Origin of the sequence: Pseudoduganella sp. RAF19 (assembly GCF_052114165.1) — a bacterium.
Taxonomy (GTDB): Bacteria; Pseudomonadota; Gammaproteobacteria; order Burkholderiales; family Burkholderiaceae_D; genus Rugamonas.
This window is the reverse complement of sequence record NZ_JBFREF010000012.1, coordinates 41,125-61,555: the sequence shown is the minus strand read 5'-3', so window position 1 is coordinate 61,555 and position 20,431 is coordinate 41,125. Positions and strand designations below refer to the sequence as shown.

Annotated in this window: 20 protein-coding genes; 3 read left to right on the top strand and 17 right to left on the bottom strand. The window is 60.8% G+C overall.

Annotated features, from left to right (window positions below):
- Positions 1-20: 20 nt before the first annotated feature.
- On the bottom strand, positions 21-668 hold the full coding sequence (locus AB4Z19_RS27145) for an RlmE family RNA methyltransferase (protein ID WP_442027752.1): 648 nt from the start codon (positions 666-668) through the stop codon (positions 21-23).
- A gap of 52 nt (positions 669-720) precedes the next feature.
- Between AB4Z19_RS27145 and yhbY the strand changes: the two genes are divergently transcribed.
- Positions 721-1,185 (top strand): ribosome assembly RNA-binding protein YhbY, encoded by a 465-nt coding sequence (gene yhbY, locus AB4Z19_RS27140; RefSeq protein ID WP_442036686.1) that lies wholly within the window; start codon positions 721-723, stop codon positions 1,183-1,185.
- 92 nt (positions 1,186-1,277) lie between these two features.
- On the opposite strand, the gene AB4Z19_RS27135 is transcribed toward yhbY, so the two are convergent.
- The 14 genes from AB4Z19_RS27135 to pstS all read right to left on the bottom strand — a co-directional run bounded on the left by AB4Z19_RS27135 (position 1,278) and on the right by pstS (position 15,633).
- Positions 1,278-1,712: a DUF4149 domain-containing protein gene (locus AB4Z19_RS27135; RefSeq protein WP_442027751.1), complete on the bottom strand. Its 435-nt coding sequence runs from the start codon at positions 1,710-1,712 to the stop codon at positions 1,278-1,280.
- Positions 1,712-2,188 carry a transcription elongation factor GreA gene (gene greA / locus AB4Z19_RS27130; RefSeq protein ID WP_442027750.1) on the bottom strand — a complete coding sequence of 159 codons (477 nt, stop codon included), beginning with the start codon at positions 2,186-2,188 and terminating at the stop codon, positions 1,712-1,714. The genes AB4Z19_RS27135 and greA overlap by 1 nt, the downstream gene beginning before the upstream one ends.
- A 99-nt stretch (positions 2,189-2,287) precedes the next feature.
- Entirely contained in the window at positions 2,288-5,506 is a 3,219-nt protein-coding gene (gene carB / locus AB4Z19_RS27125; RefSeq protein ID WP_442036684.1) for a carbamoyl-phosphate synthase large subunit, read from the bottom strand.
- On the bottom strand, positions 5,507-6,670 hold the full coding sequence (gene carA, locus AB4Z19_RS27120) for a glutamine-hydrolyzing carbamoyl-phosphate synthase small subunit (protein ID WP_442036681.1): 1,164 nt from the start codon (positions 6,668-6,670) through the stop codon (positions 5,507-5,509).
- Between the two features lie 315 nt (positions 6,671-6,985).
- Positions 6,986-7,507 carry a GNAT family N-acetyltransferase gene (locus tag AB4Z19_RS27115; protein WP_442026516.1) on the bottom strand — a complete coding sequence of 174 codons (522 nt, stop codon included), beginning with the start codon at positions 7,505-7,507 and terminating at the stop codon, positions 6,986-6,988.
- A gap of 35 nt (positions 7,508-7,542) precedes the next feature.
- Positions 7,543-7,947, bottom strand: a complete 405-nt coding sequence (locus tag AB4Z19_RS27110) for a GlcG/HbpS family heme-binding protein (RefSeq protein WP_442026515.1) — start codon at positions 7,945-7,947, stop codon at positions 7,543-7,545.
- Positions 7,948-7,958: 11 nt separating this feature from the next.
- On the bottom strand, positions 7,959-8,960 hold the full coding sequence (locus AB4Z19_RS27105; RefSeq protein WP_442036679.1) for a patatin-like phospholipase family protein: 1,002 nt from the start codon (positions 8,958-8,960) through the stop codon (positions 7,959-7,961).
- Positions 8,961-9,016: 56 nt separating this feature from the next.
- Complete coding sequence (gene phoR / locus AB4Z19_RS27100; RefSeq protein ID WP_442026513.1) at positions 9,017-10,348, bottom strand: phosphate regulon sensor histidine kinase PhoR; 1,332 nt, start codon at positions 10,346-10,348, stop codon at positions 9,017-9,019.
- Positions 10,345-11,037 carry a response regulator gene (locus AB4Z19_RS27095; protein WP_442026512.1) on the bottom strand — a complete coding sequence of 231 codons (693 nt, stop codon included), beginning with the start codon at positions 11,035-11,037 and terminating at the stop codon, positions 10,345-10,347. The genes phoR and AB4Z19_RS27095 overlap by 4 nt, the downstream gene beginning before the upstream one ends.
- 8 nt (positions 11,038-11,045) lie before the next feature.
- A complete protein-coding gene (gene phoU / locus AB4Z19_RS27090; RefSeq protein WP_442026511.1) occupies positions 11,046-11,753 on the bottom strand; it encodes a phosphate signaling complex protein PhoU in 708 nt (235 codons plus the stop codon).
- Between the two features lie 32 nt (positions 11,754-11,785).
- On the bottom strand, positions 11,786-12,550 hold the full coding sequence (gene pstB, locus AB4Z19_RS27085; protein ID WP_442036677.1) for a phosphate ABC transporter ATP-binding protein PstB: 765 nt from the start codon (positions 12,548-12,550) through the stop codon (positions 11,786-11,788).
- An 18-nt stretch (positions 12,551-12,568) separates the two neighbouring features.
- Positions 12,569-13,426 carry a phosphate ABC transporter permease PstA gene (pstA, locus tag AB4Z19_RS27080; RefSeq protein ID WP_442026509.1) on the bottom strand — a complete coding sequence of 286 codons (858 nt, stop codon included), beginning with the start codon at positions 13,424-13,426 and terminating at the stop codon, positions 12,569-12,571.
- Positions 13,423-14,394: a phosphate ABC transporter permease subunit PstC gene (gene pstC / locus AB4Z19_RS27075; protein ID WP_442036675.1), complete on the bottom strand. Its 972-nt coding sequence runs from the start codon at positions 14,392-14,394 to the stop codon at positions 13,423-13,425. The genes pstA and pstC overlap by 4 nt, the downstream gene beginning before the upstream one ends.
- Before the next feature lie 201 nt (positions 14,395-14,595).
- Entirely contained in the window at positions 14,596-15,633 is a 1,038-nt protein-coding gene (pstS, locus tag AB4Z19_RS27070; RefSeq protein WP_442029012.1) for a phosphate ABC transporter substrate-binding protein PstS, read from the bottom strand.
- Positions 15,634-15,806: 173 nt separating this feature from the next.
- Here pstS and ppk1 point away from each other — a divergent pair, with 173 nt between their 5' ends.
- A complete protein-coding gene (gene ppk1 / locus AB4Z19_RS27065) occupies positions 15,807-17,900 on the top strand; it encodes a polyphosphate kinase 1 (protein WP_442036673.1) in 2,094 nt (697 codons plus the stop codon).
- A 25-nt stretch (positions 17,901-17,925) separates the two neighbouring features.
- Positions 17,926-18,390, top strand: coding sequence for a phosphohistidine phosphatase SixA (sixA, locus tag AB4Z19_RS27060; protein ID WP_442026050.1), 465 nt, complete (start codon positions 17,926-17,928; stop codon positions 18,388-18,390).
- Positions 18,391-18,662: 272 nt separating this feature from the next.
- Here sixA and fliD read toward each other — a convergent pair whose 3' ends face one another.
- Together fliD and AB4Z19_RS27050 are read right to left on the bottom strand one after the other, a co-directional pair.
- Complete coding sequence (fliD, locus tag AB4Z19_RS27055; protein ID WP_442036671.1) at positions 18,663-19,991, bottom strand: flagellar filament capping protein FliD; 1,329 nt, start codon at positions 19,989-19,991, stop codon at positions 18,663-18,665.
- Positions 19,992-20,075: 84 nt separating this feature from the next.
- Complete coding sequence (locus tag AB4Z19_RS27050) at positions 20,076-20,399, bottom strand: PilZ domain-containing protein (protein ID WP_442026048.1); 324 nt, start codon at positions 20,397-20,399, stop codon at positions 20,076-20,078.
- Positions 20,400-20,431: the final 32 nt, after the last annotated feature.

Sequence of the window (20,431 nt, the reverse complement as noted above, 5' to 3'; positions counted from 1 at the left end):
GACAAGGGCAAAATAGCAATCTATTCGGCCGGATTCTTCAAACCGCGGCCTAATAAGAAGATTTCTGAGGATTTATCCCGGCTGGCCTTCGGTTTTTTCTGAATGACTGTCTTGAATTCCGACCTGAATTTCTCCACGATCTGGCTGAATCCCAGATCCTTGAAACATTTGACCAAAAGCGCCCCACCCGGTTTCAGGTGGTGCTGAGAGAAATCAATTGCCAGGTCAATAAGATCTTCCATGCGGGCCGCGTCCGCGACCGAGATACCGGACAGGTTTGGGGCCATGTCGGACAAAACAAGGTCTGCTTTGCGGCCCTGCAGCACCTCGGCCAGCTGGTCCAGGATTTCCTGCTCGCGGAAGTCGCCCTGGATGAAGTGCATGTCGGCGATCGGCTCCATCGGCAGGATGTCCAGGCCAATGATGGTGCCGTGGATGCCGCCGCCTTCCTTGCCCGCCAGCTTGCGGCGGGTGTACTGGCCCCAGGAGCCAGGGGTGCAGCCGAGGTCGACGATGACCTGGCCCGGCTTGATCAGCTTCTCGTCTTCGTCGATCTCTTTCAGCTTGTACGCGGCGCGTGCGCGGAAGCCATCCTTCTGGGCGGCGCGCACGTAAGGGTCGTTGATATGGTCGTGTAACCAGTTTTTGTTTATTTTGTTCTTAGCCATTAGCGTAGAATACTGCCTTTAAGAGAACCACTAGAGAACTAGCAAAAAAATTATGTTGAACCTGACTCCTGTCGAGCGCAGCGCTCTGCGCGCAGAAGCCCACGGCCTGAAGCCCATCGTGATGGTCGGCGAAGCCGGCCTGACCCCTGCCGTCATGAAGGAAATCGAGCTGGGCCTCGATTCCCACGGTCTGATCAAAGTCCGCGTTTTCGGCGACGACCGCGAAGCGCGCATCGAAATGTACGAAACCATTTGCGCGGAGCTGGATGCGGCGCCTGTGCAGCACATCGGCAAGCTGCTGGTGCTGTACCGTCCGAAGAAGGATGCCGAGAAGACTGCTGCCAAGTCCGGCAAGGGCATGCGCATGGTCACCGTCGTCAAGCCCAGCCCTAGCGGCCGCAGCAAGCCAACCGTGACGAAGGTGCTGCTGAAAGGGAATGAACGCGTGACTTCCGGCGGCAACATCAAGCGCGCCAAGAAGCGCCAGACCAGCACCAAGAAATCGACGCTTGCCTGAACCCTAACGTCGGGTCAGACCCAAGGGTCTGACCCCGATACGCGGCGGCAGCGGGCTGGGGTCTGACCCTTGGGTCTGACCCGATTTTAGGGTTACTGCTTCCAGACCAGCCAGCCGGCCAGCAGGCTTTGCACCAGGAAAATCACACTCGAAATTCCGTGCAGCATGCCGAAGCGGTTCTTCACTGCTTCATCGGCCAGGCCGGTGGAACGCAGCTCGGCCATCATCGGCTGCAAGCCAAAATGGCTGACCACGGTGCACATCACCATCGCCACGATCAGCAGCAGCACGGTGCGGCGGCGGCGCGGCGTCCAGTCCGGCGTTGCCAGCCACAGCAGCAGCCCCATCGCCACGCCGCAGCCCAGCGACAGCATTGCCTCCGCATGGAACAGGCTGCCGGCAATGGTGCCGGCCAAGATGCGGTCGTTCAGTGTCGCAAACAGGGTCGGCGCCACCAGGTAGCCGACCGCCCACAGGCTGCCGGCCCACAAGGCAGCGACCAGCAGGCGTACTTTAGGCAGCAGCATCAAATGTAGCGCACTTCCAGGATTTCGTATTCGCGCGGACCGCTTGGGGCCTGCACTTCCACCACGTCGCCGGCGTATTTGCCGATCAGGGCGCGGGCGATTGGCGAGGTTACGGAAACCTTGTTCAGTTTCAGGTCGGCTTCGTCGATGCCCACGATCTGGTAGCTCACTTTCGCGCCGGAATCCAGGTCTTCCAGATCCACGGTGGAGGCGAACACCACGCGGCCTTCCGCGTCCAGGGTGGACGGGTCCACGATCTGGGCCGAGCTCAGCTTGCCTTCCAGTTCCGCGATGCGGCCTTCCACGAACGCCTGGCGCTCTTTGGCGGCATCGTATTCGGCGTTTTCGGACAGGTCGCCGTGCGAACGCGCTTCAGCGATCGCGTCGATAACAATACGGCGCTCCTTGGTCTTCAGCTGGTGCAGCTCTTCCTTCAGCAGCTCGGCGCCAAATTTAGTCAGTGGAACTGTGTTCATGTTCTGTCTCTTGTTAAATTGCTAAAAAGCACAGAGCCCGCGCCATGCTTCAGCGCGGGCTCTGTAATTAGGTTGTTACTGCGTACTGCTTACATTACCTTAGTTTAAAGACTTATGCAGGCCTTGTAAATCGTACACGCGCAACTCGTCCAGATGGCGGATGCCGGCAACGGCCGCCTCGGCGCCAGCGATCGTGGTGTAGGTGGTCACACGGGCTGCCAGCGACGAAGTACGGATATTACGCGAATCGTTGATGGCAGTACGTTTCTCTTCAACCGTGTTGATCACCAGGGCGATCTCGTGGTTCTTGATCATGTCGACCACGTGCGGACGGCCTTCGGACATCTTGTTGACCGCGGTGACCGGAATACCGGCCGCCGAGATCACGGCCGCAGTGCCCTTGGTCGCCACCAGGGTGAAGCCGGCATCGACCAGGTCCTTCGCCACTTTCACGGCGCGCGGCTTGTCGGAGGCTTTCACGGACAGGAAGACCTTGCCCGACTTCGGCAGCTTCACGCCCGCGCCCAATTGCGACTTCACGAACGCTTCCGCGAAGGTCATGCCGACGCCCATTACTTCACCGGTCGATTTCATTTCCGGGCCGAGGATGGTGTCCACGCCAGGGAACTTCACGAACGGGAACACCGCTTCCTTCACGCTGTAGTAAGGCGGCACCACTTCCTTGGTGATGCCCTGCTCCGCCAGCTTCTGGCCGACCATGCAGCGTGCAGCGATCTTGGCCAGCTGCAGGCCGGTCGCCTTGGACACGTAAGGCACGGTACGCGAGGCGCGCGGGTTCACTTCCAGCACGTACACGACATCCTTGCCGTCCTGCTTCTGGATCGCGAACTGCACGTTCATCAGGCCGACCACGTTCAGGCCCTTGGCCATCAGCGCAGTCTGGCGCTTCAGTTCATCGATGGTTTCCTGCGACAGCGAATAAGGCGGCAGCGAGCAGGCGGAGTCGCCCGAGTGCACGCCGGCCTGTTCGATGTGTTCCATCACGCCGCCGATGAAGGTGGTGTCGCCGTCGGAGATGCAGTCCACGTCGCACTCGATGGCGTCGTTCAGGAAGCGGTCCAGCAGCACCGGCGAGTCGTTCGACACCTTCACCGCTTCGCGCATATAGCGCTCCAGGTCGCGCTGCTCGTGCACGATTTCCATCGCACGGCCGCCCAGCACGTAGGAAGGACGCACCACCAGCGGGTAGCCGATTTCCTGCGCCAGCTTCAGCGCTTCTTCTTCGGTACGCGCGGTACGGTTAGGCGGCTGACGCAGTTCCAGGTCCTGCAGCAGCTTCTGGAAACGCTCGCGGTCTTCGGCGGCGTCGATCATGTCCGGCGAGGTGCCGACAATCGGCACGCCGTTGGCTTCCAGGTCCAGCGCCAGTTTCAGCGGGGTCTGGCCGCCGTACTGCACGATCACGCCGACCGGCTTTTCCAGGTCCACGATTTCCAGCACGTCTTCCAGCGTCAGCGGCTCGAAGTACAGACGGTCGGAGGTATCGTAGTCGGTCGACACGGTTTCAGGATTGCAGTTGACCATGATGGTCTCGTAGCCGTCTTCGCGCATTGCCAGCGCAGCGTGCACGCAGCAGTAGTCGAATTCGATACCCTGGCCGATACGGTTCGGGCCACCGCCCAGCACCATGATCTTTTTCTTGTCGGTCGGGTTGGACTCGCACTCTTCCTCGTAGGTCGAGTACATGTACGCGGTGTTGGTCGAGAACTCTGCGGCGCAGGTGTCGACGCGCTTGTACACCGGACGGATGCCCAGTTCGCGGCGCTTGTTGCGGATTTCGGTATCGGTAGTCTGCAGCAGGTAAGCCAGGCGGCGGTCCGAGAAACCCTTCTGTTTCAGTTTGAACAGCGTGGTCTTGTCGATGTTTTCCAGCTTCTGGGTGTCCATCCACAGTTCCAGGTCCACGATCTCCTTGATCTGGATCAGGAACCACATGTCGATCTTGGTCAGGTTGTGCACTTCCTCCAGGGTGAAGCCCTGCGCAAATGCATCGCCCACGTACCAGATACGCTCAGGACCTGGCTCGCCCAGTTCTTCTTCCAGCGTTTCGCGGTCGGTGGTTTTCTGGTTCAGGCCATCCACACCCACTTCCAGGCCGCGCAGGGCTTTCTGGAAAGATTCCTGGAAGGTGCGGCCAATCGCCATCACTTCACCCACGGACTTCATCTGGGTGGTCAGGCGGTCGTCGGCGACCGGGAATTTTTCGAAGGCGAAGCGCGGCACCTTGGTCACGACATAGTCGATCGAAGGTTCGAACGACGCCGGGGTAGCGCCGCCGGTGATTTCGTTGCGCAGTTCGTCCAGGGTGAAGCCCACGGCCAGTTTCGCTGCCACTTTGGCGATCGGGAAGCCGGTGGCTTTCGATGCCAGTGCCGAGGAACGGGACACGCGCGGGTTCATCTCGATGACGATCATGCGGCCGTCTTTCGGGTTGATCGAGAACTGCACGTTGGAACCGCCGGTGTCCACACCGATCTCGCGCAGCACCGCCAGCGAGGCGTTACGCATGATCTGGTATTCCTTGTCGGTCAGAGTCTGTGCCGGAGCGACGGTGATGGAGTCGCCGGTGTGCACGCCCATCGGGTCCAGGTTTTCGATCGAGCACACGATGATGCAGTTGTCCGCCTTGTCGCGCACCACTTCCATCTCGTACTCTTTCCAGCCCAGCAGCGATTCTTCGATCAGCAGCTCATTGGTTGGCGAGGCTTCCAGGCCGCGTTTGCAGATGGCTTCGAATTCTTCTTCGTTGTAGGCGATACCGCCGCCGCTGCCGCCCATGGTGAAGGACGGACGGATGATGGTCGGGAAGCCCACTTCGCGCTGCACGGCCCACGATTCTTCCATCGAGTGCGCCACGCCGGAACGTGCCGAACCCAGGCCGATCTTGGTCATCGCGTCCTTGAACTTGGCGCGGTCTTCGGCCTTGTCGATGGCTTCCGGCGTTGCGCCGATCAGTTCGACCTTGTATTTATCCAGCACGCCGTTGCGGTGCAGGTCCAGCGCGCAGTTCAGCGCGGTCTGGCCGCCCATGGTCGGCAGGATCGCGTCCGGCTTTTCCTTGGCGATGATGCGCTCCACGACTTGCCAGGTGATCGGCTCGATGTAGGTCACGTCCGCCATTTCCGGGTCGGTCATGATGGTCGCCGGGTTGGAGTTCACCAGGATGACCTTGTAGCCTTCTTCACGCAGGGCCTTGCAGGCCTGTGCGCCGGAGTAGTCGAATTCGCAGGCCTGGCCGATGATGATCGGGCCGGCGCCAATAATCAGGATGCTTTTAATGTCTGTACGTTTTGGCATTTATTTCTTCTCCGCGGCTTCCATCATGGTGATGAAGCGGTCAAACAGGTAGGCGACGTCGGTCGGGCCGGGCGATGCTTCAGGGTGGCCCTGGAAGCAGAAAGCCGGCGTGTCAGTGCGGGCAAAGCCTTGCAGCGAGCCGTCGAACAGCGACACGTGGGTCACGCGGCAGGTGGCAGGCAGCGTGTCCGCATCCACAGCGAAGCCGTGGTTCTGCGAGGTGATCATCACCTTCTTGCTGTCCAGGTCCTGTACCGGGTGGTTGGCGCCGTGGTGGCCGAACTTCATCTTCAGCGTTTTCGCGCCGGAAGCCAGGGCCATGATCTGATGGCCGAGGCAGATACCGAAGGTCGGGATCTTCTTGGCCAGGAATTCCTTGGTGGCGGCAATCGCATAATCGCATGGCTCAGGATCGCCAGGACCGTTGGACAGGAACACGCCGTCCGGGTTCAGTGCCAGCACGTCGGCGGCGCTGGTCTGCGCAGGAACCACGGTGACCTTGCAGCCACGCGATGCCAGCATACGCAGGATGTTGCGCTTCACGCCGAAGTCATAGGCGACCACGTGGAACTTCGGATTCTCGACTTTGCCGTAACCTTTGCCCAGTTCCCACTCGGTTTCGGTCCATTCGTAGATCGATGGCACCGACACGACTTTCGCCAGGTCCATGCCGTTCAGGCCCGGGAAGTTGCGCGCCAGCTCAACGGCTTGTGCGACGGATGGCTCATTGCCTTGCGTGCCCACCAGGATGGCGCCGGCCTGCGCGCCCTTTTCACGCAGGATGCGGGTCAGCTTTCGGGTGTCGATACCGGCGATGGCGACGATGTTCTCGGCCTTCAGGTAGTCGGTCAGCGACTGGTGGGAGCGGAAATTCGATGCCAGCAGCGGCAGGTCACGGATGATCAGGCCGGCAGCATGGACTTTGGTGGCTTCGACGTCTTCGGTGTTGATACCGTAGTTGCCGATATGCGGATAAGTCAGGGTGACGATCTGGCGGGAATAGCTCGGATCGGTCAGGATTTCCTGATACCCGGTAATGGAGGTGTTAAAAACGACTTCGCCCGTCGTATGACCGGCAGCGCCAATGGAAAATCCTTTGAAGATAGTTCCGTCAGCGAGGGCCAGGATGGCTGGAACGGCAGGGCCAGAAAAAAATGGCGGCAAGGGCAACTCCTGTAAAGTTACCGTAGCGGCGCCACTCAGACAACCCACAGGGAACCCGGGCGCATTTGCCAGGCTTGCAGGTCAGATGATGATGGGATGAGAGGTAGGCGCTACGGTCGAATAGTAATTGGCTAAACCTTTGAATTATAACCCATTCTCGCCCGTTCGGCAATCCTGTCACAAGCCTGTCACGAAGCCGTTTGCGCCAGCACCAAACCCGACCCGCGCGGCCCGGCAATGCCTGAACAGCGCGCCGAAGCCAAACCGCGCTGGGCGCAGGCGCTCTAGATGCGGGTAGCGTGGAGTCTTCGCGCGCTAGGCCGCGTCGCGGTGGCGCTCAAACAGGATCTGGTCGTACCAGGCGCCCTGGTGCTGCATGCTGCGCGTGGCGCGGCCGTAGGCGCGGAAGCCATTGCGTTCCAGCACGCGCACGGAAGCCGCATTCTCAGGCCGCGAGTTGGCTTCAATGCGCCAGAAATCCAGTTTGCCGAACGCTTCATCCAGCAGCAGCGCCACTGCGCGCGAGGCCACGCCGCGGCCGGCGTGAGCCTGGCCGATGCGGTAGCCCAGCGAGGCCTTGTTGAAGGCCACCCGCTGCACCCCAGTCAGGTTCACGCGGCCGATAATTTCGCCGCCGGATTTCAGCAGATATTGATGCGACAGGTCGAGATCGCGCTCGCGCTGGGCAATCGCCAGCGAAGCGCGGACCATCTCGATGCTGTAGTAAGAAGGATCGCGCGGAACGACCCAGTGTTCAAACCACGCGCGGTTGGCCGACTCGAACGCCAGCAGGTCATCGGCATCGCCGACGACAGCGGGAGCGAGCACCAGGTCCATGCGCGAAGGGAGCGGCGAAGCCGGCAGCGAAGGCCTTAGCCCAGCGCGGCGATACCCGCCTTGGCGATCTGCGCATCTTCCGTCGACTTCACGCCGGACACGCCCACCGCGCCAACCGTGTGGCCGTCGATCACAATATTCACGCCGCCTTCCAGCATGCCTTCAACGCCCGGCGCGCTGAGGAAGGAAGTGCGGCCGTTGTTAATGATCTCTTCGTAGATGCGCGATTCGCGGCGGCCCAGCGCGGCAGTGCGCGCCTTGGAAGGAGCAATGTGCGAGGACATCGGCGCCGCGCCATCCAGGCGCTGGAACCACAGCAGGTGGCCGCCATCGTCGCAGATGGCAAAGCTCACGGCCCAGTTATTCGCCTTGGCTTCAGCTTCGCAGCCGGCAGCAATCTTCTTCACATCTTCCAGGGACAGGTACGGCTTGGTTTGCATGGTTCTCTTCCTTATTGCACTGCAGGCTGCTCGCGCAGCGCTTTCAGCTTCTGTTTGATCTGGCCCATCACGGCCATGGTGGCACGCTCGCCGGCCTGGATGGCCACGGCGCGGTTCTTGAAATCGCTGGACGCCATCTTGCCCAGCGGCGGCTGGATCACGATGTCCGCATCGCGCAGCTCCAGCTGGTTGATGCGCTGGCCCATGATGGAGAAGGTCTGCATGATGACCTCCAGCGAAGAATTGGTTTGCTGCGATTCAGCCTGGGTCGAGATATTGACCGCGATGATGAAGTCCGCGCCCATCTCGCGCGCAAAGCGCACCGGCACCGGCGCCACCAGGCCGCCATCGACATAGGTATGGCCCGCAATCGTCACCGGCTGGAACACGCCCGGCACGGCGGAACTGGCGCGCACAGCCATGCCCGTATTCCCGCGCTGGAAAAGAATCGGCTGGCCGGTCTTCAGGTCGGACGCCACGGCGCCGAAGGGGATCTTCAGCTTCTCGATGGCGCGGTGGTTCACCGCCTTGTTCACATACGCCTGCAAGGCCTCGCCTTTCAGCACGCCGGACGACTTGCCGAACAGCGGCAGCGCCCAGTCGGAAATGGCCGATTCGTCCATATCGTAGGCCATCTTCTGCAAAGTGCTGGCGTTGTTACCGGCCGCATAAAGCGCGCCGACCACGCTGCCCGCGCTGGTGCCGACCACCAGGTCCGGCGTGATGCCATTCGATTCCAGGGCCTTGATTACGCCGATGTGCGCGAAGCCGCGCGCGGCGCCGCCACCGAGAGCCAGGCCAATGCGGACTTTGCGCAGCTGCGGAGGCGCTTCAACGACGGCCGGCTGCGCCGGCGCCGTGGCGTGCGCGTCAGGTGTTGTGGGTGAGCCAGGCGTAACCGGCTGCACGGCACCGGACGGCACCGCAACGGGCTGGGATGGAGTTGGATTTGTCTGGCAGCCGGCCAGCGCCAGGGCTGCCAGCGCGGCCAGGGTAAAACGTTTCAAATACATGTATGGTTATGAGATCTGCACGGGTTGAGCGTGCAGATTGTAACGCATACCGGACATCACACCGTCTGTTCCGGCCCTACCAGGGTCTCGACCTGCTGCGGCGCGCTGGAAAGTGCCTTCGGCAGGCTGACGGTAAAGGTGCTGCCGTGTCCTGCTTCCGAGGTGATGGTCAGCTTGCCGCTGTGGCGCAGCAGCACGTGCTTGACGATGGCCAGGCCCAGGCCTGTGCCCTGCGTCTCGCGCGAGCGACTCTTGTCCACGCGGTAGAAACGCTCGGTCAGGCGCGAGATGTGCTCAGGGTTGATGCCGATGCCCGTATCCTGCACCTGGAACTGCACGCCGCTTGGCGTATCTTCCCAGCGCAGATGGATGGTACCGCCCACCGGCGTGTAGCGCACCGCGTTGGACACCAGATTACCGAAGGCGCTGTGCAGTTCGTCCACGCTGCCCATTACGTCGCCGCCCTTCACTTCCAGTTCGATGGTGTGCTTGCCGTTGGAGAGCGCGCGGCCTTCGTGCAGCAGCTGCTCCATCAGCTTGGTCACGTCCACGCGCTCCGGGCGCATCGGATGATCGACAGATTCCAGGCGCGACAGCGTCAGCATGTCCTCGATCAGGTGCTGCATGCGGTGGCCCTGCTCCATCATCAGCTTCAGGTGCGAAGCGCGGGTTTCCGCATCCAGATCCATCGACGCAGCGATTTCCAGGAAGCCCACGATCACGGTCAGCGGCGTTCGCAGTTCGTGCGAAGCGTTGGCCACGAAGTCGCGGCGCATCATCTCCGCGCGCTGGGTTTCCGTCACATCGTGCGTGACGAGAATCTGGCGGCGGTTTTCAAACGGGATGATGTGGACGATCAGCTTGCGCTCGCGGAAGCTCAACGTCAGCGGCTGCTCATAGCGGCCCAGGATCAGGTAATCCATGAAGTCCGGGCTGCGCACCAGATTGGTCACGCGCATGCCTTTGTCGCGGTCATGGCGCAGGCCCAGGTGCTCTTCCGCAGCCGGGTTACACCACTCCAGGAACAGCACGTCGTCCATGATGACCACGCCGTCCGGCAGCAGGTGCATGGCCTGGCGGAAGCGCGCCAGCCACTCGGTCAATTCAGCCTGGTTCTTTTCGTCGTCGCGGCGCAGGCGGTACAGGCGCGCGAACACGCCGGTCCACTCGCCCCAGCCATCCGGCAGGCGGCTGCTTTGCGGATCGTCCAGCCACTGGCTGGCCTGGAACAGGTAGCGCAGCTGGATCAGAATCCACGCCAGCATGCCGACGAAGGTCACGAAGGCCGCAGCCGATGGTCCGAACATCCACCATGCCAGGCCCGCCGCGGCCAGCAGGAGGCCCATGCGCACGGCAACGGGCACCCAGAACAGAACGAGCGGGTTCATGATTTCTCGGACAGCATGTAGCCGACGCTGCGCACCGTGCGGATCAGGTGTTCAGCCTCTTTCAACGCCTTGCGCAGGCGCAGCACATGCACATCCACGGTACGCTCCTCAATGACCACGTGGTCGCCCCACACCTTGTCCAGCAGCTGGCTGCGCGAGAACACGCGCTCCGGGTGGGCCAGGAAGAACTTCAGCAGCTTGTACTCGGCGTGGCCGATGTCGATCTTGCTGTCGTTCAGCGATACGGTGCAGCTGACCGGGTCCAGCGTGACCGGACCGGCCTTCATCAGCGTCTCCGCCAGCTCAGGGCTCTTGCGGCGCAGCAGCGCGCGCGAACGGGCCAGCAGCTCGCGTGGCGAGAACGGTTTGGTGATGTAGTCGTCGGCGCCGCTGTTCAGGCCAGCCAGCTTGTCCTCTTCCATGCTCTTTGCCGTCAGCATGATGATGGGGACATTGCCGAAGTGGCGGTCGCCGCGAATGCGCGCCAGCAGGCGCAGGCCGCTCTGGTCGGGCAGCATCCAGTCCAGCAGCACCAGCTGCGGGGTACGGGTCTGCATGTATTCCCAGGCTTCCTGCGTGCTCTGCACAGAAACGCAATGCCAGCCGGCTTCGCGCAAGGAGAACGTCACCAGCTCAACGATCGCCGGTTCATCTTCAACAATCAGTACAGTCGTCTTATCCGATGCCATTGCTTACCTTATTCTGGGCTGGCCTCGGGTGCGGGTGCGGCAACGCGGCTGTGGCGGATGTCCTTGCCTTCCACCACATAGATCACGTATTCGGCGATGTTCTTGGCGTGATCGCCAATGCGCTCGATAGCCTTGGCCACCCACATCGTGTCCAGTGCCGCCGAGATTGTACGCGGATCTTCCATCATGAAGGTAATCAGATTGCGCATGATGGAGCGGAACTCGTGGTCGATGATCGCATCCTGGGCGATCAGCTGGAGCGCCTGCTTGCCGTCGTTGCGGGCGAAAGCGTCCAGCGCATCGTGCAGCAGATCGCTGGTCGCATTGGCGATGGAACGCACCATTTCGTAGTGGTTCACGGTCACCGCGCCGCGGCCGTGCAGGCTCTTGGCGGTACGGGCGATCTTGGCCGCTTCGTCGCCGATGCGTTCCAGGTCGGTGATGACCTTGATGGTGGCCATCACGGTACGCAGGTCATTGGCGGTCGGCTGGCGGCGCACGATCAGGTGGCTGCACTGGTCGTCCAGCTGCACTTCCAGCTGGTTCACATTGTCGTCTTCGCGGATCACGCGGTCGGCGCGCTCAATGTTCCCGATGCGGAAGCAGGTCATGGCGTCGAGGAACTGGGTCTCGACGATGCCGCCCATCAGCAGAACCTTGGAGCGGATCGCTTCCAGTTCGTGATCGTACTGCTTGCTTGAATGTTCGCCCATCATGGCAATCTCTCCGAATTTATGTAATTTTTTTGTTAGCCGAAGCGGCCAGTGATGTAATCCTGGGTTTCTTTACGCGCAGGATTCATGAAGATCTGGTCGGTCTCACCGAATTCCACCAGCTCGCCCAGGTACATATAGGCCGTGTAGTCCGAGCAGCGCGCTGCCTGCTGCATATTGTGGGTCACGATGGCAATGGTGTAATCCAGCTTCAGCTCACTAATCAGTTCTTCGATCTTCGACGTCGAGATCGGGTCCAGTGCGGAAGTCGGCTCGTCCAGCAGCAGAACGTCCGGCTTCACAGCCACGCCGCGCGCGATGCACAGACGCTGCTGCTGGCCGCCGGACAGCGACAAACCGCTCTTGCTCAATTTATCTTTCACTTCGGTCCACAGGGCGGCCTTCTTCAGCGCCCATTCCACGCGCTCGTCCATCTCGCCCTTGGACAGGTCTTCATACAGTCGCACGCCGAACGCGATGTTATCGTAAATCGACATCGGGAACGGAGTCGGCTTCTGGAACACCATGCCCACTTTGGCGCGCAGCATATTCACGTCCAGGCCTGCTTCCAGGATATTGCGGCCGCGGTAGGCAATCGTGCCTTCCGCGCGCTGGCCCGGGTACAGGTCGTACATGCGGTTCAGCGTGCGCAGCAGGGTCGATTTGCCGCAGCCGGACGGGCCGATGAAGGCGGTTACTTTTTTCTCGTGGATGTCCAGGTTGACATTGTGCAGGCTGCGCGTCTTACCGTAGTAGAAGTTCAGGCCGGAGATTTCGATAATTTTGCTTGCTTGGGTCATGATCTCTTTAGTCTTGGATTATTTCGGCGCATTCTGTGCAAATACGGTACGCGACAGGATATTCAGGCCCAGCACGCTGAAGGTCACCAGCAGCGCGCCCCCCCATGCCAGGGCTCGCCAGTTGTCGTATGGGCTCATCGCGAACTGATAAATCACCACCGGCAGGTTAGCCATCGGCTGATTCATGTCGGCGCTGAAGAACTGGTTGTTCAGGGCCGTGAACAGCAGTGGTGCGGTCTCGCCGGACACGCGGGCCACAGCCAGCAGCACGCCGGTCACCACGCCAGCCTTCACGGCGCGCAGGCGCACCATGGTCGATACTTTCCAGCGCGGGGTGCCCAGTGCGTAAGCGGCTTCTAGCAGCGAGTTCGGCACCAGGCGCAGCATATTGTCGGTAGCGCGCACCACCACCGGAATGGCGATCAGGGACAGCGCCAGCGAACCGGCGAAACCGGAGAAGTGCTTCAGGTTCGCCACGTACAGGGCGTACACGAACAGGCCAATCACGATCGACGGCGCCGACAGCATGATGTCGGTCACGAAGCGGGTTACCTGCGCAACCTTGTTATCGTCGCCGTATTCGGCCAGATAAATGCCGGCCAGGATGCCGATCGGGGTCGCCACCAGGGTGGACAAGCCGACCATCAGCAGCGAACCGAAGATGGCGTTCCACAAACCGCCGCCTTCGCTGCCGGGAGCGGGCGTGGTGGCGGTGAACATGGAGCCGCTCAGGGCGCCCACGCCGTTGACCAGCAGGGTCGCCAGAATCCACAGCAGTGCGATCAGGCCGAACGCCATGGCGCCAACCGACAGGGCGATGCCCGCGCGGTGCACCAGCAGGCGGCGGCGATAAACGGGATTATTCGTATTAATCATTTCACGCCCTCCTTGCGCGACATGCCCATCAACATCAGCTTCGCGGCGGACAGCACGATGAAGGTAATCACAAACAGGAACAGTGCCAGCGCATACAGCGAGGACACGTGCAGCGGCGTCGACGCCTCTGCGAATTCATTGGCCAGAGTGGAAGCGATACTGTTACCCGGCGCGAACAGCGAGCCGCTCAGTTCATTGGCGTTACCGATCACGAAGGTCACCGCCATGGTCTCGCCCAGCGCGCGGCCCAGGCCCAGCATCACACCGCCGACCACACCGGTCTTGGTGTAAGGCAGAACGATCTTGCGCACCACTTCCCAGCGGGTACAGCCCAGGCCGTATGCCGATTCTTTCAGCACGGCCGGCACGATTTCAAACACGTCGCGCATCACGGATGAGATGAAAGGAATAATCATCACCGCCAGGATCAGGCCGGCAGTCACCATGCCGATACCCATGGTCGGGCCGCTGAACAGCACGCCGATCCAGGGCAGCTGGCCCAGGGTGGCTTTCAGCAGCGGCTGCACATACGTGCCGAACATCGGCGCGAACACGAACAGGCCCCACATACCGTAGATGATGGATGGTACGCCGGCCAGCAGCTCAACCGCCGTGCCCAGCGGGCGGCGCAGCCAGACCGGGCAGATCTCGGTCAGGAACAACGCAATGCCAAAACTCACCGGGAAGGCAATCAGCAGCGCGATCGCCGAGGTCACCAGGGTGCCGACGATGGCGATGGCCGCGCCGTAGTTATCATTGACCGGGTCCCATTCGACGGTGGTGATGAAAGCCGGACCAAAGTGGGACAGCGCCGGAATGGCGCCGTGAATCAGGGAGATGATGATGCCGACCAGTACGACCAGAACAGTCAGTGCGAAGGCCATCGTCACCTTGTGGAAGATGAAGTCCTGTAGTCGCTGCTTGCGCATGATCGAATGCATGGCAGCGCTCGAGACGGCGTCGCTCATGGCCGACTCCGGTAATTGGATAGGAGGAGAGGTGATTTCAGCACTCATGAAGTTTTCTTATAGATGTAGGCTAGCCGGGAAGCCCTGATACAGGATTTCCCGGCTAACCCCCTCGCCACTACCGGCGGGTCAATGACCCGCCCTACGAGGAGGTAGCCCGGCCGTCCGGGCGTAGGGCGGATCATTGATCCGCCGCGCTCATTAGTAGATTGCTTTGCCCGAAGCGTCTTTCAGGTTAGCTTTCCAGGAATCCTGGACCAGCTTCACAACGGATGCTGGCAGTGGTACGTAGTCCAGTTCGGTAGCAGCAGCGCCGCCGTTCTTGAAGGCCCAGTCGAAGAACTTCACGACTTCCTTGCCGCGTGCAGCGTCAGCCTGTGCCTTGTGCATCAGGATGAAGGACACGCCGGTGATTGGCCAGGATTGCTTGCCAGCCTGGTCGGTCAGCACCACGCCGAAACCTGGGGTCTTGGTCCATTCCGCGTTGGCAGCAGCGGCCTTGAAGTTGTCATCATCAGGCTGCAGGAACACGCCATCCTTGTTCTTCAGCTGGGTGTGGGACATCTTGTTCTTCTTGGCGTAAGCCCACTCGACGTAGCCGATGGAGCCTTTGATACGCTGCACGTTAGCAGCCACGCCTTCGTTACCTTTACCGCCCACGCCGGTAGCCCACTTCACAGCGGTGCCGGAACCGATCTTGGTCTTGAACTCTGGGGAGGACTTGGACAGGAAGTCGGTGAACAGGAAGGAGGTGCCGGAGCCGTCAGCGCGGTGCACCACGGTGATTTCGTCAGCTGGCAGCTTCACGCCGGCGTTCAGAGCAGCGATCGCGCCGTCGTTCCACTTGGTGATCTTGCCCAGGTAGATGTCAGCAACAACCGGACCGGTCAGCTTCAGCTGGCCAGGAGCTACGCCATCCAGGTTAACCACGGTCACCACACCACCCATGATGGCTGGGAACTGCATCAGGCCGTCAGCGTCCAGCTCTTCTGCTTTCAGAGGCATGTCGGATGCGCCGAAATCAACGGTCTTGGCTTTGATCTGTTTGATACCAGCGCCGGAACCGATGGATTGGTAGTTCAGGCCGTTGCCGGTAGCTGCCTTGTAGGACTCAGCCCACTTAGCGTAAATCGGGTAAGGGAAAGTTGCGCCTGCGCCGGTCATGTCCGCTGCAAAAGCGCTAGCGAACGTCATTGCCGCGGATGCGCCAACAACGAAGGAGGTCAACAACTGTTTCATACGCATATCAAGATCCTCTTGGGGGGTTGGGGTTGAATGCTGCGCAGTGTATGACGTCAATATTACAGCTTTATGACATAACTAAAATTCATTTTTGTATGGTCATAAACCTGTCACAAAGCTTAATTACACTACAATAAGGCCAATGAAACAGTAAAAAAATGACAAGTACCATGAAACCGGAACTCCGCGCCGAAGCCGCTAAACAGGCAATCTTTTTGGACCGGGAGCTGTCGCAACTGGCATTTAACCGCCGTGTGATGGCCCAGGCCGAAGACCCGGCAATTCCGGTACTGGAACGACTGCGCTATCTGTGCATCGTCAGCAGTAATCTGGATGAATTCTTTGAAGTACGCGTGGCCAGCCTGCTGGCTGCCGCGGTGGAAGGCGATATGGCCGACCACCCTGCCCTGCAAAGCACCCTGGCCCGCGTCAGCGAAGAGTGCCACGGTCTGGTGCGCCGCCAATATGAGATATTAAATACCGCAGTGCTGCCGGAACTGCGCGCCCAGGGCGTGCACATCGTGCGCCACTCCGAGCGCAACGAAGCGCAGCGCGCCTGGGTCAAGGAATATTTCGAGCGCGAAGTGCGCCCCCTGCTGACCCCGATCGGCCTCGATCCGGCCCACCCCTTCCCGCAGGTTATTAATAAGAGTCTGAACTTTATCGTGGCGCTGAGCGGCAAGGATGCCTTCGGCCGCGGCACCGCGATTGCCATCGTGAAGGCGCCGCGCGTGCTGCCGCGCGTGGTGCGCCTGCCGGACCACCTGTCGCCGCACGGCGTATCGTTCTGCCTGCTCTCTTCTATTATTCACGCCCATATTTCCGATCTGTTCGCCGGCCGTGACGTGATGGCATATTCGCAATTCCGGGTCACCCGCGATTCCGATCTGTGGGTCGATGAGGATGAGGTCAAGAATCTGCGCCAGGCCCTGAAGGGGGAGTTGCAAGGCCGTCAATTCGGCACCTCGGTGCGGCTGGAAGTGGCCAAGAACTGCCCGCCGGAGCTGTCCCAGTTCCTGCTCGACCAGTTCGGCCTGGACCAGACCCGCCTGTATCAGGTGGATGGCCCGGTGAATATGGTGCGCCTGAACGAAATCGTGGACCAGTCGCGCAAGCCGGAACTGCGCTGGCCGCCATTCGTGCCGGGCAGCCTGACCAAGACCGTGGCCAGCGACATCTTTGCCACCCTGCGCAAGAACGATATCCTGCTGCACCATCCTTACCAGAGTTTCCAGACCGTTATCGACTTCATCCGCAGCGCCGCGCTTGATCCGAACGTGGTGGCGATCAAGCAAACCGTCTACCGCACCGGCATGAACTCCGACCTGATGGAAGCCCTGATCGCGGCCGCCCGTAGCGGCAAGGAAGTGACCGTGGTGGTGGAACTGATGGCGCGCTTCGACGAGGAAGCAAATATCAACTGGGCCGACAAGCTGGAACAAGCCGGCGCGCAGGTGGTGTACGGCGTGGTGGGCCTGAAGACCCACGCCAAGATCGCCCTGGTGATACGCCGCGATGAAGGCGGCCTGTGCTACTACGCCCACCTCGGCACCGGCAACTACCATCCCTCGACGACCAAGCTGTATACCGACTTCGGCCTGCTGACGGCCGACCCGGCCATGGGCCGCGACGTCAACGAGGTGTTCATGCACCTGACCAGCCTGGCCAAGCCGCAAAAGCTCAGCAATATCTGGCTGGCGCCGTTCTCACTGCAATCCGAGATCATCAAGGCAATCAAGAACGAACAGAAAATTGCAAAGAGCGGGCGTCCGGCGCGGATTATCGCTAAAATCAATGCATTGACCGACGAGCCGGTTATCCGCGCGCTCTACGCCGCTTCGAAAGACGGTGTGAAGATCGATCTGATCGTACGCGGCGCGTGCATGCTGAAGCCGGGCGTGCCGGGCCTGTCGGAAAACATCAAGGTGCGCTCCATCATCGGCCGCTTCCTTGAACACAGCCGCATTTATTACTTCCGCAATGACCTGGCGCATGACATCTACCTGGCCAGCGCGGACTGGATGAACCGCAATCTGCTGCGCCGCATCGAGGTGGCCTTCCCTATCCTCGACCGCAATCTGAAGCGCCGCATTCTTGCGGAAGGTTTGAATCCGTACCTGAAGGACAACTCCAACGCATGGGAGCTTGAACCCGACGGCCACTACCAGCGTCGCAAGGCGCGCGGCAAGCAGAAGGCGTTCAGCGCCCAGCAGCACCTGATGGAGACGTTAGGCAGTCCGGCCGTACCGACGGCCGCCGATTGAGAGTCTGCTCATGGGAGGACGTCGTATGGACCTGATCTTGTGGCGGCACGCCGAGGCCGAGCCCGGCGGCCCTGATTTGCCCGATATGGAACGCGCCCTGACAGCCAAAGGCCAGAAACAGGCGCGCCGCATGGGCCAGTGGCTGGATTCGCAGCTGCCGGAGTCCTGCCGCGTCCTCGTCAGTCCCGCCGTGCGCACCGTGCAAACCGCGGAGGGCCTGGGCCGCAAATACAAGACCCATCCCGACCTGGCGCCCGACGCCGATCCGCAAGACATTCTGAAGGCCGCCAATTGGCCCTTCTCGAAAGAGGCGGTGCTGATCGTCGGCCACCAGCCTACCCTCGGCCAGTGCGCCGCGTTGCTGATGACGGGCGAGGAACAGGATTGGGAAATGAAGAAAGGCGCCGCCTGGTGGTTCGTGATGCGCGAGGAAGACGAGCAGACCAGCCTCTACCTCAAAGCCGTGATGCAAGCCGATCTGGTGAAATAAGCGGCCGCTTGCAATTGCATGTTTTGCTGCTAAAGTTTAGTTGTATCAACTAAGGAGCAGCTACCGGCAACGGCAGCTGGATCGTTATGTGGGCCCTGTTCACTCTGGGGATCTTCGGAGCGATGATCGCGTTGATCGCGTGGGAAATCGTGACCGAATCCCGTGGAGCACATCACAAGCTGATCGACCGCTACCACGAGTAGCACCAGGCTTCATCGAAGCACGGCTCCGCAGCGGACCTTCAGGGCGCCGCCGACGGAGCCTTCGTTTTTTCAGGCGAAGAAGTCGAACAGCGAGCTGGGGCCGTTATAGCCCGGCAGCGCGGAATTGCCGCCCTGCTGCTCCTGCTGCGTGTAGAACTGGGCCAGCACCTGGGCTTGCGCCGTCAGGGTTTGCGTCAGCTGGGTCTTCTGGGTGTTCAGCGACGCCACCTGCTTGTTGACCTGGGTGACTTCGCGGCTGATGACGCCGGTCTTCGAATCGGTCAGCGCGTCGATCTTGCTGTTCAGCTGGTCGGCAATGCCCTTGCCCTCATTGGTGAACAGTTTCGACACCGCATTCGGATCGGCCGCGATCGCTGCATTCAGCTTCTTCTCATCCAGTACCAGTTTGCCATTGCTGAAGGTCAGGCCCGCATCGGCCAGCTTGGATGCCGAACTGCCACCGCCAGTCTTGACCAGCTGCTCCAGCTGGCTCGACACCTGGTTCAGCGCCGTATCGCCTTTCAGATCGCCCTTCTGCAGCGTGGCCAGGCGGTCGCTCAGGGTATTGAAACCGGCCACGAAGGCACTGACGTTTTTCGCGATCTGCGAGCTGTCGCTGCTGATGGTAACGTCGGCCTTGCCCTTGCCCTGCAAGGTCAGCGTGGTGCCGGCAATCGCGTCGTCGATGCTGTTATCGGCGCTGCGCACTTCCTTGCCGTCGACGGTCAGGATGGCATCCTGCGCCGCCTGGCTCTGGGTCAGATTGCTGAACAGGTTCTTTACGGCCGCGTCGCCACTGACGCTGAATTTCAGGCTGTTCGCTTCGCCGCTGGCGCTGCGGATTTGCAGCGCATAGCCGGTGCTGGACTTGATCACGCTGCTGTCGATGCCCGCATCTTTCAATGCGCCGGCAATACCGTTCAGCGTATTGTTGTGGCTGTCGATGGTGATGGTTTTGTCGCCGACCTTGATGGTGGCGGGGGAACCGGTGCCGATCTGGCTGTCCGCCGAATCGAAAGAAGCTCCGTTCAGAATCTGGTTTTGCGCCAGCTGGCTGACATCTATCTTGTAAGTGCCTGCCTTGGCCGTGCCGTTGGTCGCGGCGCCCAGCACGCCCTTGGTGGACACGCTGGCGCTCGTGCTGAGCCCGCTGCCCGCCAGGCTGTCGGCGATATTCTGGAACAGCGCCAGCGCACTTTGCAGCTGGCCCAGGCCGGACAACTTGGCCTGCGTGCTGGTGATGTTATTGTTGAGCCGGTTAACCACGCCCTTCTGCGACGCCAGCGTCTGCTCGACCCGCGCCGCCACGGTGGACGACAGCGTATTCGACGCGCCGGCATTGCCGAGACTGGCAGTAGTGCCGTACATGGACGTGAGAAGGTTGCTGACGTTATTCATAGCTTAGCAATGAGCCAATAAAGGACGAAATGATCATCATTGTCCAGTATAGCCTGAGAATCAAAACGCCGAGCAGACCGGGATTTACCGCATGAATTTGGTGATGGCGCCCGCGGCGTCGTTATCCAGTGGCAGGAAGGTAAAGCCGATCTTGAATTCGTCGCCGCTGAAGATGCAGTGACTTGCTTTTCCGCGGCAACTTACGATTTGCGGCTTGCCGTCGACCAGCATTTCGAACACGAGTTGGCCAGTCTGGCCAATGGTGACCTTGTGTTCCGATGTGAGCGACATCCCGGCCAGGCCGAGGTCGAAGGTGCGCGCCAGCATTGGTCCGCCGCCTGCATCCATGACGATCATCGCTTTTACACGCAGGATTTTGCGCGCCCCTTGCCTGCTATCCACCAACATTGTGCTTAATCCAAAGTTTCTTACAAGCCTAG

Coding starts and splice junctions, on each gene's coding strand:
- AB4Z19_RS27110 (WP_442026515.1), bottom strand. CDS start 7,947: ATGCAAACCAAGCCGTACCTGTCCCTGGAAGATGTGAAGAAGATTGCT.
- AB4Z19_RS27135 (WP_442027751.1), bottom strand. CDS start 1,712: ATGCTGCTGCCTAAAGTACGCCTGCTGGTCGCTGCCTTGTGGGCCGGC.
- carB (WP_442036684.1), bottom strand. CDS start 5,506: ATGCCAAAACGTACAGACATTAAAAGCATCCTGATTATTGGCGCCGGC.
- AB4Z19_RS27145 (WP_442027752.1), bottom strand. CDS start 668: ATGGCTAAGAACAAAATAAACAAAAACTGGTTACACGACCATATCAAC.
- AB4Z19_RS27050 (WP_442026048.1), bottom strand. CDS start 20,399: ATGTTGGTGGATAGCAGGCAAGGGGCGCGCAAAATCCTGCGTGTAAAA.
- greA (WP_442027750.1), bottom strand. CDS start 2,188: ATGAACACAGTTCCACTGACTAAATTTGGCGCCGAGCTGCTGAAGGAA.
- phoR (WP_442026513.1), bottom strand. CDS start 10,348: ATGAACCCGCTCGTTCTGTTCTGGGTGCCCGTTGCCGTGCGCATGGGC.
- AB4Z19_RS27105 (WP_442036679.1), bottom strand. CDS start 8,960: ATGTATTTGAAACGTTTTACCCTGGCCGCGCTGGCAGCCCTGGCGCTG.
- phoU (WP_442026511.1), bottom strand. CDS start 11,753: ATGATGGGCGAACATTCAAGCAAGCAGTACGATCACGAACTGGAAGCG.
- AB4Z19_RS27115 (WP_442026516.1), bottom strand. CDS start 7,507: ATGGACCTGGTGCTCGCTCCCGCTGTCGTCGGCGATGCCGATGACCTG.
- pstS (WP_442029012.1), bottom strand. CDS start 15,633: ATGAAACAGTTGTTGACCTCCTTCGTTGTTGGCGCATCCGCGGCAATG.
- ppk1 (WP_442036673.1), top strand. CDS start 15,807: ATGAAACCGGAACTCCGCGCCGAAGCCGCTAAACAGGCAATCTTTTTG.
- sixA (WP_442026050.1), top strand. CDS start 17,926: ATGGACCTGATCTTGTGGCGGCACGCCGAGGCCGAGCCCGGCGGCCCT.
- pstB (WP_442036677.1), bottom strand. CDS start 12,550: ATGACCCAAGCAAGCAAAATTATCGAAATCTCCGGCCTGAACTTCTAC.
- pstA (WP_442026509.1), bottom strand. CDS start 13,426: ATGATTAATACGAATAATCCCGTTTATCGCCGCCGCCTGCTGGTGCAC.
- fliD (WP_442036671.1), bottom strand. CDS start 19,991: ATGAATAACGTCAGCAACCTTCTCACGTCCATGTACGGCACTACTGCC.
- yhbY (WP_442036686.1), top strand. CDS start 721: ATGTTGAACCTGACTCCTGTCGAGCGCAGCGCTCTGCGCGCAGAAGCC.
- pstC (WP_442036675.1), bottom strand. CDS start 14,394: ATGAGCGACGCCGTCTCGAGCGCTGCCATGCATTCGATCATGCGCAAG.
- AB4Z19_RS27095 (WP_442026512.1), bottom strand. CDS start 11,037: ATGGCATCGGATAAGACGACTGTACTGATTGTTGAAGATGAACCGGCG.